Source organism: Prevotella communis (assembly GCF_022024175.1).
Taxonomy (GTDB): domain Bacteria; phylum Bacteroidota; class Bacteroidia; order Bacteroidales; family Bacteroidaceae; genus Prevotella; species Prevotella communis.
This window is the reverse complement of the sequence record NZ_CP091794.1, coordinates 879,316-894,271: the sequence shown is the minus strand read 5'-3', so window position 1 is coordinate 894,271 and position 14,956 is coordinate 879,316. Positions and strand designations below refer to the sequence as shown.

The following is a 14,956-nucleotide window of genomic DNA, read 5'->3' as shown; positions in this document are numbered from 1 at the left end:
GTATTATAGCAACTCTATTTCACCAAGGACATTGATTTTGAAGTCAACGCCCTCAATCAGTGCATTAAACTGATTGTGATTCATAACAATTTTTTCTCTGTATTCCTCTCCGTTCTTAAATGTACCTTTCTTTTCCTTACACTCAGAACTGGGTTTTGCTTCCTGAGTATGTTTCAATGATACCATACCATATTTATAAGTTTTGCCTCCAGTCGTAGTACTGGATGTCGACAAGCCCGTTATAATATACAGTCGTGGCACTATATCTTTTGCATTTCGAAAATTAATCTCCTCTGGCGAATTCTCATACAATATAACATGCAAACCTTTAAATAACCTATACTTTATAGGTAATACAAGATTATCTTTCACATATTTAACTGGCAATAGTGAATCTTCTGTTTTGTCATTATAGTATGTAGAAGCATCGAGCAAATTTGCGAGATCGTATTCGCGGCATAACTTCTTTCCTTTTAGGCCTTCATATATAGCCATGGCGTAATTATCTCCGTTTTCCACATAATATCGCCTTTTGTATTTTTGGTTCGATTTGTCGCGCTGGTCTCTGACATCAATTATCTTTCCAGCAATAGAACCAGACACATAGCATCGAACCTTGTTTATACGAATTCCTTTTCCTTCATTCATATATATCGGCTCAGACACTGCTTGTTTGAGTCCTTTTTTCTCAACAGCCTTCTTGACAATCTCTTTCACAGCATCATCTACGATACCCTCAATATCAGATACCTTCTCAAATGAACTGATAGGTCTGCGAACCACATATCTGATTTCCCCATCGCGCTCTATGGCTCCATAATAGGTGTCGTTATGCAACGAGCCACGGGCTGAGTCGCCTAGGGCGAGTTTCTTGCCATTGGAAGTCTGAACATATTTACGGGCACGCTTGGGCATATTATCAGGCGTACTATGAACAACCAACATTTCTTGAGCGATGGCCTTAATATCCTCTGTGAAGGTTGGCCACGGTTTGGGGAACGAAGGTTTGTTTGCATTCGTTCTTTCGTACTCCTCCAGTTGCTGATAATACCTTGCTGTGGCATTATATTCTCCTGGCTCTATGCAGGCAATAGTGATGGCATCGATGCAATGGTGTACATGATTGTCGCGAGACTTCTTCTCGTATTCATCCTGTATACCCCACATCTTTCTATATTCTGCCGTGGTGGTTCCTTTAACCACACGCACATTACTCTTACTTCTATCGTCGGCCTTATGGAACAAGGATTTCAGATACAATCCAGCATATTTACCAACAAGACCAATGCCAGCACCTTGTCTGCGAGCGAAGCCCTCAGGTACTTCCTCCATTTGGAAACGCTTGTATTTGCCAACCCAATAGTCGAGCTCCAGTTTTAGCAGATGGCGTTTTTGAATCAGGCGGTCTTTAACAGCCTTGTCCATGCCAGAATGAGTCTTCACGCGGTCTACATTCTTACGAAGGTTATCAATCTTAGTGCGCCATTCAGCAAGTCTCGCCATGATATCATCATAGTTTGACAATTGAGTGGGTAGCTTAGCTTTTTTCACCTCGCGATTGAACTTGCTGGAACACAATGTCATGTTCTCAAGTGTGCTGTCGCCGCCAACACTACGTGGGATGGTATGTTCTATGTCGAAACTGGGGTTAGGTCCTATAAAATCACAGATTCCTATTGATTCACCAGTATAGAGACAAATATGGTTTTGCTCTTCCCAGAGTTGGAACTTTATGATATCGTCGTCCGTTGGGGTGATATCCTTTTTGCATTCTTGCTTGTACAGCGTACGGATATCCTCAGCATACTTCTTTCGCAGATTTTCCCTGTCTTTATTCCATTGGGCTATCGCCTTACGTTTGTTGGCATCGTTCAACTCGCGAGCGTATTCAATATGCACTTCCGTCTGACTATCGATAGTGCCATCGCGAAGCAATGCGTTTACCACCTTTCTTAATTGATGGAGTGAACGCATGGCCATAGGATTGCGCACAGCATTTGTTCTTGGTGAGCCTAATTGGTATATACCTTGCGCATTCTTCTTGGCATCAGGGTACGTTTCTATCATAGAGGGATGATATAGCTTTTCGGCTGCACCCGGCTCCAATTCGCACATATCCTTCAGGATATCCTTAATGCAGAGATCTAATGTTCCCTGCATTGAAATATCATGGGGATTAAAATTAGATATCAGAGAAAGCAGTTCTTTCGTTATTGATTCTCCTCTACTCTTCCACACTCCCTCACCTACAATATCGGGAACCTTAGCCATCAACACGGCATGTGAATAGATAAGACCTTGTTCTAGCCAAGGGAGAATCTTATTGACAGCTGACAAACTAAGTGAAGCAAAGCTATGTGTAAGTCTAATCTTTGAGAATTTCTCAGCCTCTTCGTCATCTAATTGGAGTTTATCCTTACCCCATTGCATAACCTTATCCTTATCGCTGAAACTATAGAGGACATTCCAGACATCATTAACCATCTGGCTTGGTGTTTTACCATCTGATAATGTATATCGCTCTGCAATGGCCGAGACATAATCATCGCCAAAGACAGACATAAGGTTAGCGATGGTAGGGCAACCTGTCACGCTCTGCGTCATTCGATAGTTGAACTTATACGCCCTGTCGCCCTCCTCTTTGATATACTGATAGTTTCCCCTGCCTGCAATGGCCTTAGCTATGTCTTCGAAGTCAAACTGAGGCTTACTCTTTCTGAAGAACATTGGTTTTGCTTTCTCGAATTCTTCAATTGAAAGAGGACGCAATTCTACATCATGAGGGCCTTTTATCTTGATGTTGTTCACAAACGACAGCATCCTGAACATCTCAAAAGCGGGATGTGAATCAGCTACACGAGGTTTCTTTGGCTCGAAGGTACATTTGCCCACACCTTGTCGCTGACTCTTCAATGGTCGTTGGAAGTACAATGCTTTCTCTAAGGTTTCAATCTGCTTATCGGAAAGGTTCTGCTGTTGGCAGATTGCATAGAATTCTTTCTTATAATGCTCCTCACGGTCGGTGTAGTGCGTGCGTATTCTTTCCGTATTGCCCTTTTCCTTATATATCTTATAGAAGTAATCGCCCAGGAACTCACATCCGGCATCCGCCATACTCTTTGACAATGAGGATATGGCTTCCTTCACCTTTCCCGTCTCGTCTTCGTTTCCCTGATCCAAACGATTACTGAGAAATCCCCTTCGCTGGGCCAGGTGATACATAACTCTTCCAAGGATATATCTGTCTGACTCTTTGTTCAGGTCTAACTGTTCATGGAGACAGATATGTCTGTAATAATATGGATTCTCCTCTAGATTATCATTGGTTCGTTGCCAAGAGATGAAGGCATCATCCATTGGATATACCTTCTTTACATGCCACTGGTGCAGAGCCTCAGGAGACAGATATGGACACCATCCGAAATCAACAAGAACCTTGAGAACCTCTATTTTCCTAAGTCTTCTACGGAAATATTGCTTTCTGAGCGCACGATGGGATGTCCTATCGGCAGCTTTTGATGATTCTATTCCCTTTTCTATCTTAACTCCTTCTTGAAAGATTAAGCTACCTTTGCGGACTAAAGAATATAATCTATCATTATTCTTATCCACAACAGCCCAACCAAGGCTATTTGTACCAGTATCAATACCAAGAATCCTTTTCATATCTATAGTTTTTTTGTTTTCAAGCACAAAAATACAAAAAAGTGATGAAAACAATTATTATCGCCAAAAAATTTTGTTATTTCGCAATTATTACCTACCTTTGCCACGTAAGATTTTCTACATCTTATCACAATAAGGCTATATGCCGAAGGATTTTATCCTATATGCCCTCTTCGGAGGGCATTTTTGTTTTCTTCAAAATCCCTGTCGAACTTCACATCCCAGCAGGGGGACCTTACAATTATTTTGAGTTCTAGTAACTATATCTCTAAGGCCTTTCAGCCCTTCAAGTCTTTGCCAGGACATCAGGTCTATATATCTTTCATCTCACTTAAAATTCAAAACCAATTCTGATAGTATCACCCCAGTCCTCAGCATCGAGATCCACAATAAGGGTTCCGTAGGTAGCTGAAATAATATTTTCCAATATTTTGGGATAGAGGGGGTCTTCATTAGCCTGGGGATGAGTCCACACAAAACTATGAAACTTTCTTGTGAAGCGATTTACGCTATCTTTATCTTCTTGCCAGCAAAGCTTCTGTGACTCTTTATAATATCCTTTCATCTCCTCGTAGCGGACTACAACATCTTTCTCGCAACTGGCAGTCGTGCATAGTAGCATGCCAGCGCAAAAAGCCGCGCCACAGAGGGTAAAGGCTTTGTGCTTCAATACAATATATATGCTACCTTTGCTCCTCATTCTTGGTCTTTAGTGTTTATGTGATGCAAAGATAACCATAAAATCTAACATAACCAAATAATTCTTTAGCAAAAAGTCAAAAACATGACGTTATGACTTATGACTTATGACTTTTTGCTAAAAAATAACTGGTAAAGAGGAAGTCTAGATAAAATCAATATTTATATAATATATTATTCATATTATTATATATATTATAATATATATAATAATATGTTTTTAGTACTTTCATTTTTAGAAACACCAAAAAGTCATAAGTCATAAAGCATAACGGCATAATCGAACCATCATTACACGCTCTCCTACCTTTTTTATTTTTTGCATTTTTAGCCCGAAAAATACCCCTCAAAAATGGCTGTTTTTTGGATATTTTTTTGACAGTCTCAGATATTTTTCGTACCTTTGCATTGTCAATACGAAGGGGAAAAATAACGCTCTAGTTAGCGAGAAAAATTTTCCTAGTGCACGAGGAAGTTTGGAAGCACGAAGGCGTATTTGAACCGGAAATTGACGCAAAAGAAAATATTTAACAATTTACAATCCATTTAAAACACATTTAGATTATGTCAATGAAAGTAAAAGCAAAAGAACAGTTGCAGAAGGTAGGCACCTACGCTGGTAAGTATCGCTACGTGATGATGCCTGAGTTGTACACCGCCCTCACACAGGACAAGGTAATTAAGGAGGCTGCCCTTCGCAGTGGTGTGAGCCGAGGCGTGATGCAGGCTTGCTGGGATGCAGCCGGCGATGTCATCAAGGCATGGGCAACGGAAGGTCACTCGGTGGCACTGCCTGGACTGGGTACCATGCGCTTCGGTCTGCGTGCCAAGAGCGTAGAGACCGTGAACGAGGTAAAGGCAGAGCTGATCACCAGTCGCCGCATCATCTTCACGCCCGACACAGACCTGAAGGAGGAGCTGGCAAAGACCGCCATCCAGATCACCTGTTTCGACCGAGACGGTAACGAGGTGAAGCGCGTCACCTCAACATCGGGCGAAGTGGAAGACCCGGATAGCGGAAACACGGAGTCAGGGAACAACGGAAACACGGAGAACGGCGGCGGCAGTTCTAGCTCCGAATCAGGCAACGGCGGCGGCCCCGTCAATCCTTAAGCCTCGCGCAGAGTTTAGGTCGCACAGATTTCGCAGATTGCACAGATTTTAATTCGCTGAAGCGAATTGTTTATACCAGTGTCATTCTTGTAATCATAGCCTAAAGTTTTTCTTTAGAAAAAATATCCGTGTCATCTGTGTTATCTGTGCGACAATAAATAATCAGCGTGAAATTAATAATCTATCAGAGTAAATCAAAACATTAATACCATGAAGAACAAGACATTTTGGAAATTCGCAATCCAGACAGCCATTAGTGTGCTGTCGGCCATCGCAACGGCACTGGGCGTGACCAGCTGCATGTGATACATTAAACATTAAACATTAAACATGAAACATTAAGAAGAAAAGGTAAAAAAGTAAAAGCAAAGAGGACTGACATTTTACGTCAGCCCTCTTTTTGGTTTCATTTTCAACTTTCAACTTTCACCTCCCTACTCCGGCACATAAATAATCTCACCGTTGTCCAGTTCGTAGGCCACGCCCACGCGCTTGCCCTTGGTGCCGTCGGCATTCGACTGGTCGTCGCTGGGCGTGTAGCGGTTGATTTTCTGTCCCTCCTTGGTGATAATCTCCATGTTGTCCTTGCCTGGGTTCTTCACCATGGTAAAGTCCTCCTGCGAGAACATCTCGGTCATGTTGTAACGGCTGACGAGGGCCACCATCAGGGCGAGGGCAAAGACCATCGCCACATCAAACAGGTTGCTGACCACCGACATGGGGTCGTCGTCCTCGGCCTCCGCAAGCATCGATTTATTTCTTCTTTTCAGCATAATGTTTAATGTTTAATCTTTAATGTTTAATCTTTAATGTTTAATGTACCAAAAGATCCGCCAGGAACTGCAGATTCACGCTATCATGACGATACCAGCGCGTCTTGACCTGACCCGTGATGAAGCCGATGGCGGCAGAGAAGAGGCCCACGACGGTGGTAGCGAAGGCCACCTGCATGTTGTAGGCCATCGAGGCAATGTCGCCTGTAGAGAGTCCCACGAGGGCAGGACCCATAGGAATGAGCGTGCCCATGAGGCCAAGCATAGGGCCCATCTTGGCCAGGGTCTTACTGGTGGCCAGGTCGGCAGCGGCGGCGAGGTCGAAATCAGAGAGCAACTTCTGCAGATGCGCCTCGCTGTCACGATGGTCCATCATCAGGCGGATATAGCGCACCACCAGCGACTTGTCACTCTTGGGCAGACGGTCGGCCAGGGTGGCAAGGTTGTCCTGACTGAGCGCGTCGAACTCGCTCTTGAGCAGGGCCTCGGTCTTACGCACGGCCACATACTGGCCAAAGAAGGTGCCGATGAGCAGCAGGGCACGACAGAACAGCAGGATGAGCAACACGATGACAGGCACCAGCAGGCCTGTGGAAATCCAATAAAGAATGTCGGTAATGTAATTCATATCGTTTTGTTTGTATTTGTTTATCTTCCGTTGACGGTGGCAATGATGCCAAGGATGGCGATGAGCGCATTAGAGAGGAAAAAGACCTCGAGGCGCAACTCTTTCTCGGGGACGAGCCATCGGACGCCCCAGGTGAGCACAGGAACAAGGATGAAGACGCAGGCGGCCAGCCCGTAGGCTACCACCTGGAAATCGGCACCCGTGAAGAGGAACATGCCTTGTGTCTCGATGTAGAACAGCACGGGAAAGATGAGCAAGCCAGGAAACCAGCGCAGCAGGCGATAGAGCCAGACGGTGCGGCGGCGCACCCTACCCGTATAGGCCAGGTGGACAGCCAGGATGCAGTATGCCATCTGGATAATCACCTCAATGCTGAGGACGACGGCCGTATCGAGCATCAGCTTGGGATTGTTGAGCCAGTCGTGCAACTGACTCTTGCTCTGCTCGATGGCCCACGGCCACGCCACGACCACGAACAGGGCGCACACCACGGCGCTGGCCAGCACATACCACGGTTTGCGGTAGGTCTGCTTCAGCACGAAGTTGAAGCAGACCAGGAATATCATGATGAGAAGTACTGCCTCCATGCCTATTCACTCATGTTTTGACGACGGCGACGCACCAGCAGCGCTATCAGGATGATAAAGACTACGGCGATGGCAACCACAGCCACGCTGTTGACAATCGTAGTAGTGGTGCTGGCAGAGGACATTTCCTCCTTCTTCAGCACCTGACTGTTCTGATTGCTCACCTGCTCGTGGCGCACCTCGCTGATCTGTTGCTGATAGGCTTTTGCTGTTGTGGCATCCACCTTATGGGCGATGAAGTCCTGCAACTTCTGATTGTCGCTCACCATCTGCGAACCGCTGGCGCCATATTTCTTCACCAACTCGGTATGCAGTTGGGCTATATCCTTGAGTTGGGCGTCGCTGGCCTTCCAGTAGCCCTTGCGGGCCGACTCCATCATCACGGCCGTCATCTCCTGCAGGGCGGCAGGGTTCTTCTGTTCGAAGAAGGCGCGCGTGTCCAGGTTGTACTGGTCCTTGACGTAAGTATCATAGATGCCGTCCCACATCTCGTTGTCGATAGCCTCGGGCTTCATCACGTTCCATCCGTAGGTATTCTGAACCAACTCGACAAAGGTGTTGGCATCGCTGGCGCCACCCTGCATCTTCTCTTTGATATAGGTGGGGTTGAAGAGTGTGGTGCGACTCTCGACGCCGATGGCCTCCTTCACCTCCTGCATCCTGGCATGATTGCGGTTGCGATAGTCGGAGAGGTAGGCATCAGGCTCCTTACCCGTAACGTTGCGTACGGCCATGTTCATGCCGCCCATAAACTCATAGACGTGGTCGAGCGACAGGGCGCCCCAGGTGTTAGACTGGCGCGGCTGGATGACGGCATCGGTATTGGCCAGGGCAGCCTCGAAGGCATACTGGCGCATGTCCTCCCACTGGTCTTCCTTACCATAGTAGGCACCCATATTGTTGAGATAGACCTCGGCCAGTTCCGACTCGTTTTCCCAACGGTCGCTGGCCATCGTCATGCCCTGGATGCCAGTGCCGTAGTTGCCGTTGACACCACCAAACACACGATGGGTACTCACCTCACGGGCTTCCTTGGGCGACAAACCTTTTTCCACCAGCACACGCTCGGCTTCCTTCACGCCCTGTGCCACCATATTTTGATAGTCTTTGTCCTCAGCCTGTGCAGCCATCTCGACGGCACGGGTGATGAGGAACAGGCGCGAGGCAGCCAGGTCGCGCAACTGTCCTGAGGTCTGCACCACCACATCGATACGTGGGCGACCCAGTTCCTTCGAGGGAATCAGGCGGATGTCCGTGACACGACCAAAGGCGTCGCGGATGGGTTCTACGCCAAGCAGATAGAGACACTGGGCGATGGTGGCGCCACCCGTCTCGATGAACTCGCTGGACCACAGCGTGTAGCTCACCTTGCGGGGGATGCTGTCGTGATGGCGCTCACGATACAGGCGGATGGTGTTCTCGGCCAGTTCCTTACCCTTCTCCCAGGCCTGTTCCGTAGGACAGGTCTCGGCATTGATGCCGTAGAGGTTGCGCCCCGTAGGCACGGCATTGGGGTTACTGATCACGTCGCCACCAGGTGAGGGCGCCGTATAGCCGCCACGCAGGGCGTTGAGCATACTCGTTATCTCGATAGCAGGCGACGTAAGCAGAGCTGTGCGGTAGTTGCCCACATTGCGAATGGTGCGCTCCACCTCGAGTACGGCACGGGAAAAGTCCTTATCCTGCTTGGAGAGCATACCAGCCTCAGCCACCTTGTCGACGATGGCCTGCATGGCGGGCGACATATGCTGCATCTTGCTGTCGGTATGCTTGTCCGTTGTGCCTTTCTTGCCCATCATGGCCTCCTTCATCTTCTTCAACTGTTCAGGGGTGGCACCCATCATCTTGGCCATGGCCAGGGCTTTCTTGGGACTCATAGAAGACCCTCCCCCTGCCCTCCCTGCAGGGAGGGAGTGGTTACCTGGCATCTTGTTTTTCTTCATAGCAGGACTATTTTTCCCTCCCTTCAGGGAGGGTGAAGGGTGGGTCTTTGTTCCCATCGTCATCATCATCGACATCATCTGCTGGGGAGCCGCAAGAATAGAGTCGATATGGTGGGCGCGATGCAGGTCGGATGTGGTGATATGGGCTATCTGACAGACCTCGGTCTCCGTCACCTCACCCTGACGACTGAGCAGTCTGGCTACCAGCGCCTTGGCGGGATTCAGATAGCGGGCGGTGAAGAGCGAGGGATGCTTCTCGGTATCGGCCGCGGCACGATGCTGCATCTTGTCGAGTGCCAGGAGACTATAGGCGATGGGCTCTGTGGCCATGGCGAAGACGGACGACTGGATGCGGTCCTGCTCGTAGGGCACGCCCAGGGTATAGAACTTACTCGTGATCTTCTCGTTCATCAACTCCTCAGCAAAGGCCTCGATGCGGGCCACCTCAGCCTCGGTATAGGGCTTGGTCTTCACGGAGTCGAGGTGCAATTCGCGATGGATACCCATCTGGATGGTGAGGGCTTTCACGGCCAGCGATGCCTTGTCGCTGGGAGCCTTGTCGTAGGCCTCGATGGCAGCACTCAACTGACTGTACAGTCCGCGCAGGTTGCTCTCCATGAAGGGCGGCGTGAGATACGACACCAGCGAGGCATAGGTGCGACGCTTGGCTATCATGGCCTCGCCCACATTACTGATAGTATAGAGATAGAAATGCGGCAAGGTGCCCACGAGGCGGTCGCTCCAGCAGTTCTGCGACAGCGCCACCTGTTTGCCAGGGGTATATTCCAATGAGCCGTGGGTACCGAAATGGATGAGGGCATCGGCCTTGAAACCCTCCTGCAGCCACAGGTACTGGGCGATATAGGGATATGGCGGAACCGTCTCCGTGCCGTGCACCATCTTGAACGAGTCGCTACCCGTTCCGGCAGGCATCTGCGGCATCAGTACGATATTTCCCAGACGAATAACGGGCAGGCCCAGCGTCTCGGCATCCTTCGCCAGGTAATGACCAGGATACTGTCCGTTGACACGCAGCATCTCGTCGTGCATCTCCTTGGTGAAGAGCGCCTTGGTCCACGTGTTGAAGTCGTGCTTGGTGATGAGCTGCGGCTGTCCCTCGTTGAGGAACTTGGCCTGAGCACCCTCGGCATAGGTGCCAAACACGCTGCCAGAGTGCTGGATAAGGGCGTCGAGTGCCTCGGCCGATGAGGGCAGGTCTTTTACAGTATAGCCCTCCTCTCGCATCCTGACCAAGAGGTTATAGAGCGAGGGAACCACCTCGAGTCCTGAAGCCGTGAGAGCGTTAGAACCAGGACCCTTGAAATAGACGATGGCCACCTTCTTGTCCTTGTTACTGATGGTCTTCAGCGCCAGGTGCTTGTTGACAGCTTTCACAAACGTCGTGAGTCGTTCAGGGATGGTATAGGCCTCAGGCAGTCCGTCCTTGCCCTCGCGGATGGCGAAAAGTACGAAGGGACGAATCATGCCGTCTATCTCAGGGGTGATGATGCTCTGCGACAGGAAGCCGCCCTGCATGCCTTGCTTGTCATTCTCCCACTCCTCCGTCATGCGGTTCACGTTGACGGTAGAGAACAGGGGGATATTCTGCGCTTTCAGATAGTCGACCGCCGCATCACCCAATCGTCCGTGCGCCATGTTGATGATGGCCGATGGCTGGATGCTGTCGATGGCGTGGGTTTTGATGAGCGTGTTCAGGTCGCGGGTGGCATACACCACATCGCCTGATGCCTCGAGGGCCGCAATCAGGTCGGTAGCATCGCCCATCAACCCTGTAATAAGGATACGTGGGGCATTGCCCTGGTGGGGCGCACCCAGGTGATAGAAGAGTTCAGCCTCCTGTTCCTCCACAGGCTCCACCTCGTCGAGGAAGAAGAGTTTGCCGTCCACCTCGTTGCGCAGGTAGTTCAGAAAACTGCGGTAGTTCTTCGCTCCACCCGCCGAGAGGTACTGCTTCAGCGAGTCAGCATCCCACTCGTCCATGCTCACGATATTATTCGCAGGGTTCGTCACGGCGGTGGTCAGGATGGGTAATCCCTTATCGGCCAGCGTCTGGATCTGCTGGCGCTGTTCCTCCGTGATGCGCAGTCCCATACCGTTGATCACAACGGCATCGTAGTCACTCCACGAGTCGATATCATCGAGGGGTGCCACATGCAGGCGGATAAAACTATTGTCGTTGGCCTTCGAAATCTCGCCCAGCGTGATGACCTGGTAGTTGACAAAGGCCACATCCGTCCTACTGCACATGGTGCGCCAGCAGGCCGTCAGGATGAAGACGAGGACAGCGGCGAGGAGGCCTAAAAAGATGTATTTCTTCTTGATTTTGATTCTGTTCATAGCATTTTATTGATATCAATAGAAAGGCCAAGCGTCAGCGTTGTGCCCAACGTGACAGGCGAGTTGGCGGCATAGGTCTTGGGCTGATAGTTAAACAGGTTGTCGACGGCACAGTTGAGCGTGATGCCTTTCATGAAGCGCTGTGAGAGCGATAACTTCCAGATGGCATAGCCGTCGTAGTGGGTCTTGGTCATCTCGTCGAGCGTACTGGAAGTATACTCCGTCACGTTGACAGCCGAGAGGAACCGGCCTGAGAGCGACACGTAGAGTCCGTAGTTCTTAGTAAACTGATGGTCGTAGTCGGCACGCCAAGTGAGCGAGTGTGGACGGGCAGCAGTAAGGTCGGGCTGTCCCTTCTTCACGATATTCCTGGTGAAGGCATACGACACCCTGGCGCCAAAGCCGTTGTGATGATGAAGCTGTGCGTTGACGTCGGCCCCAGCTATCTGCTGGTTGGCAATGTTGGTATACATCTGTCCACTCTTCCCGTCGCGCACCACCGTTGCCGTGGTGATATAGTTGCTGAAGAAGTTGTAATAGCCGGTGGCCGTCAGGCAGTATTTCAGGTTGCTGGTAATCGAACCGTAGTTGGTCCACGAGAGCGACAGGTTATGGTTGGTCTCGCATTTCAGGTCAGGATTACCATAGATCATGAAGATGCCTCCCATGAAGAAGTCCATATAGAGTTCCTTGAGCGAGGGGGCACGGAAGCCTGAGGCGTAGGAGGCCCGCAGACTGTTGTGTCCGCTCTTCCACATGCCCGCCAGTTTCCACGTGGGCATACCCTTCGCGGCAGCCGAGAAGTAGTCGTAACGCAGTCCGCCGATAACCTCCCATTGCTCCGTGGGGGCATAGTCCCATTGCAGGAAGGCGTCGTAGCTGTTTTGCGACCGATGGTTATTATCGGCGGCAAACTGATAGGTCATCAGGTAGTCGTTCATGAAGTCGGCACCCAGAGTTAATTGAGAATTCATAATTGACAATTGACAATTATAGACGGCGCGTGCCACGTTTTGACGATTGGAGTAGTCGCGCAGGTCCTTATGCGTCAGAAGGTTCAGGTCCGACTTGTCATACTGGTCGAAGCTGTAGCCCACCTCGAGGTGCTGCTGGGGCGTGATGCTCCAGTTCATCTTCAACCCGTCGCTGAGGTCGCGATAGCGCTCATGACTCACCTCGCCCGACTCCCTCTCGCGGAAGAAATAACCCAGTCGGCCCGTCAGCGACAGGTCGTGGCGCAGTTGCCAGACAAGGCGTTCCTTCACGTTGTACGAGCGTCCGCCATAGGTGGGCAGCGACGACTCCTCGCCCAGATCCAGCGCCTTTGAACGGGTCATCTGGAAGGTAGTGAGCGAGTTCAGTTTACCCATGTTGAAATCGGCACTTCCGCCGTGGCGCCACTCCTTGGTAGCACCCTCGTAACGGGTGTTGAGGTTGGCGCTCCACGTGTCCGACGGACCCTTGGTGATGATATTGATGACGCCACCCATCGCCGACGAGCCGTAGAGCGTAGAGGCGGCACCCTTGACAATCTCAATGCGCTCGATACTGTTGAGGTTGAGACGCGAGAAATCGATGTTATCCATCGACTCGCCCGCCATGCGTTCGCCATCCACCAGGAACAGGATGTTATTGCCGTCGTAGCCACCCATGTTCAGCACCTGCTGACCCATAGAATAGGTAAACTCCAAGCCTGGCAACTCCTGTTGCAGCATGTCCTTGATATTGGTGGCATCGGCCTTACGGATGTCCTCGCCCGTGATGACGCGCGTCACCACAGGGATGTCCTTCAGCGACTTGGGTGTACGGGTGGCGGTGACCACAACGGTCTGCAACTTCAACGGGTCATCGTTCCACAGCACGCTGTCAGCAGGATCGGTTGCGGCCTGCATCGTGCTACATAGGCACAAGGCCATCATCATGATTTCACTTTTCATTATTTTTGAGTGCGGTAGTATTTTTCACTTTTACCTTTTTAAAGCGGAAGCAAATTTTTCACTTTTCACTATTCCCTTTACCCTCAATTACGGGGTATTTATAGTTCACCGTCATCCAGCCTTTCACCTGATAGCTGTCGGTACTCATAAAGTTGGCCAACTGTATGGCGGCATAGGTGCCGTCGGCAAAGCGCAGCAACATCACGTTGTCGTGCATGGTGTAGTTGGGCGGCATGTTACTCGTGTCCACCTCCACCCATTGTCCTATCACCGTGTTCTTATGACCAGGGGCATACACCAGGTAGCCCTCCATCATGTGCGACATATCCACGGTGATGCATTGCTCACTCTCCTCATCGGCAGTCCACTCACCCTCGCTGGGCAGTCCGGCCTGCTCCAGGGCTTCAATCGAGTGATAGGGCGTCATCATCACGCTGGCACCGTTGGTCTTCACGTCGTAGCGGTGGTGGGCGATGTCCCACTCCTCAGGCGCACCCGTCTCCGTGAGGTCGTCCAGACTGATGGTCGAGGTGGTGATGGTGGGCACAGGCGTGTGGAGGTTGATGTACACCCACTGGGCATAGTCGGTGGCGTCCACATAGTACTGTCCCTCCTGCTTCTCCACCGCGGGGTCGTCATACACGTTCTCCAACAAATCGCAAGCTGAGAATAGTCCCACGATAGAGGCTATTCCCAGCAAGCGTAATGATGTTTTGATACTCATTATTTATCTTTGTTCTGAGCAGCTTCAAATACTTCCTTGAAATCGGCAGGGTTGAACAGTACGGTAGTGCCACCCATCACGGCAGGTACGTCGAACGTAGCCACCAGTTTGCCGTCATTGACGGTACCCTCGAAGGTAGCGGCATACTCCTTAGGCTCACCCTTCATGCTGGGCATCAGGGTCTTACCCTCACCAGCGAGCGTGAACGAACCATCGTTCTGCTTGGTCACCTTGACAGCCTCAAAGGTAAACTCGCCCCAGGTTGCTGAGGTGTAGCTCAGCGTAGCAACATCAGCTGTCTGAGTAGCCTTCACAAATACAGTATCGTTCTCTGTGGGCTGATAGTTCTGGAAGTACTTGCAGTTGGCATAGGTGCCACCTACATAGTTTGCTTCTACACTCTGAGCGGCGGTCTTCTCAGGTTTGTTGTCGTCATCGTTAGAACACGAGGTGAACACGGGGAGCAGCGCCAAAGCTGCTACCATAGAAATCAGAATCTTTTTCATTTTTTGTTATTATTTAATTGGT

The 14,956-nt window shown here is 50.1% G+C and carries 11 protein-coding genes; 2 read left to right on the top strand and 9 right to left on the bottom strand.

Going from position 1 to position 14,956, the window contains the following annotated elements:
- Positions 1-3: 3 nt before the first annotated feature.
- Together cas9 and L6466_RS03480 are read right to left on the bottom strand one after the other, a co-directional pair.
- A complete protein-coding gene (gene cas9, locus L6466_RS03485) occupies positions 4-3,666 on the bottom strand; it encodes a type II CRISPR RNA-guided endonuclease Cas9 (RefSeq protein WP_237802071.1) in 3,663 nt (1,220 codons plus the stop codon).
- A gap of 331 nt (positions 3,667-3,997) precedes the next feature.
- A complete protein-coding gene (locus tag L6466_RS03480; protein ID WP_237802072.1) occupies positions 3,998-4,366 on the bottom strand; it encodes a hypothetical protein in 369 nt (122 codons plus the stop codon).
- 563 nt (positions 4,367-4,929) lie between these two features.
- Between L6466_RS03480 and L6466_RS03475 the strand changes: the two genes are divergently transcribed.
- Together L6466_RS03475 and L6466_RS03470 are read left to right on the top strand one after the other, a co-directional pair.
- A complete protein-coding gene (locus tag L6466_RS03475) occupies positions 4,930-5,478 on the top strand; it encodes an HU family DNA-binding protein (RefSeq protein WP_237793336.1) in 549 nt (182 codons plus the stop codon).
- Positions 5,479-5,688: 210 nt separating this feature from the next.
- Positions 5,689-5,784 (top strand): smalltalk protein, encoded by a 96-nt coding sequence (locus L6466_RS03470; protein ID WP_176757075.1) that lies wholly within the window; start codon positions 5,689-5,691, stop codon positions 5,782-5,784.
- A gap of 128 nt (positions 5,785-5,912) precedes the next feature.
- Here L6466_RS03470 and L6466_RS03465 read toward each other — a convergent pair whose 3' ends face one another.
- The 7 genes from L6466_RS03465 to L6466_RS03435 are packed head-to-tail and all read right to left on the bottom strand — an operon-like array spanning position 5,913 to position 14,934.
- Positions 5,913-6,251, bottom strand: coding sequence for a DUF2149 domain-containing protein (locus tag L6466_RS03465; protein ID WP_091818846.1), 339 nt, complete (start codon positions 6,249-6,251; stop codon positions 5,913-5,915).
- Positions 6,252-6,291: 40 nt separating this feature from the next.
- The gene (locus L6466_RS03460) at positions 6,292-6,879 is read right to left on the bottom strand and encodes a MotA/TolQ/ExbB proton channel family protein (protein ID WP_237802073.1); all 588 of its coding nucleotides are present in this window, start codon (positions 6,877-6,879) and stop codon (positions 6,292-6,294) included.
- A 20-nt stretch (positions 6,880-6,899) separates the two neighbouring features.
- Complete coding sequence (locus tag L6466_RS03455; protein WP_237793338.1) at positions 6,900-7,466, bottom strand: hypothetical protein; 567 nt, start codon at positions 7,464-7,466, stop codon at positions 6,900-6,902.
- A 2-nt stretch (positions 7,467-7,468) separates the two neighbouring features.
- Entirely contained in the window at positions 7,469-11,752 is a 4,284-nt protein-coding gene (locus L6466_RS03450) for a cobaltochelatase subunit CobN (protein ID WP_431356518.1), read from the bottom strand.
- Positions 11,753-11,763: 11 nt separating this feature from the next.
- A complete protein-coding gene (locus L6466_RS03445) occupies positions 11,764-13,704 on the bottom strand; it encodes a TonB-dependent receptor plug domain-containing protein (RefSeq protein ID WP_237802075.1) in 1,941 nt (646 codons plus the stop codon).
- Positions 13,705-13,762: 58 nt separating this feature from the next.
- The gene (locus L6466_RS03440) at positions 13,763-14,428 is read right to left on the bottom strand and encodes an HmuY family protein (protein WP_237813075.1); all 666 of its coding nucleotides are present in this window, start codon (positions 14,426-14,428) and stop codon (positions 13,763-13,765) included.
- Positions 14,428-14,934, bottom strand: coding sequence for a calycin-like domain-containing protein (locus L6466_RS03435; RefSeq protein ID WP_091818851.1), 507 nt, complete (start codon positions 14,932-14,934; stop codon positions 14,428-14,430). The genes L6466_RS03440 and L6466_RS03435 overlap by 1 nt, the downstream gene beginning before the upstream one ends.
- Between the last annotated feature and the right edge of the window lie 22 nt (positions 14,935-14,956).

What these genes read in the sequence shown, in the direction of transcription:
- L6466_RS03455 (WP_237793338.1), bottom strand. Translation starts at nt 7,466, where the DNA reads ATGGAGGCAGTACTTCTCATCATGATATTCCTGGTCTGCTTCAACTTC.
- L6466_RS03475 (WP_237793336.1), top strand. Translation starts at nt 4,930, where the DNA reads ATGTCAATGAAAGTAAAAGCAAAAGAACAGTTGCAGAAGGTAGGCACC.
- L6466_RS03440 (WP_237813075.1), bottom strand. Translation starts at nt 14,428, where the DNA reads ATGAGTATCAAAACATCATTACGCTTGCTGGGAATAGCCTCTATCGTG.
- L6466_RS03445 (WP_237802075.1), bottom strand. Translation starts at nt 13,704, where the DNA reads ATGAAAAGTGAAATCATGATGATGGCCTTGTGCCTATGTAGCACGATG.
- L6466_RS03460 (WP_237802073.1), bottom strand. Translation starts at nt 6,879, where the DNA reads ATGAATTACATTACCGACATTCTTTATTGGATTTCCACAGGCCTGCTG.
- L6466_RS03465 (WP_091818846.1), bottom strand. Translation starts at nt 6,251, where the DNA reads ATGCTGAAAAGAAGAAATAAATCGATGCTTGCGGAGGCCGAGGACGAC.
- L6466_RS03470 (WP_176757075.1), top strand. Translation starts at nt 5,689, where the DNA reads ATGAAGAACAAGACATTTTGGAAATTCGCAATCCAGACAGCCATTAGT.
- cas9 (WP_237802071.1), bottom strand. Translation starts at nt 3,666, where the DNA reads ATGAAAAGGATTCTTGGTATTGATACTGGTACAAATAGCCTTGGTTGG.
- L6466_RS03480 (WP_237802072.1), bottom strand. Translation starts at nt 4,366, where the DNA reads ATGAGGAGCAAAGGTAGCATATATATTGTATTGAAGCACAAAGCCTTT.
- L6466_RS03435 (WP_091818851.1), bottom strand. Translation starts at nt 14,934, where the DNA reads ATGAAAAAGATTCTGATTTCTATGGTAGCAGCTTTGGCGCTGCTCCCC.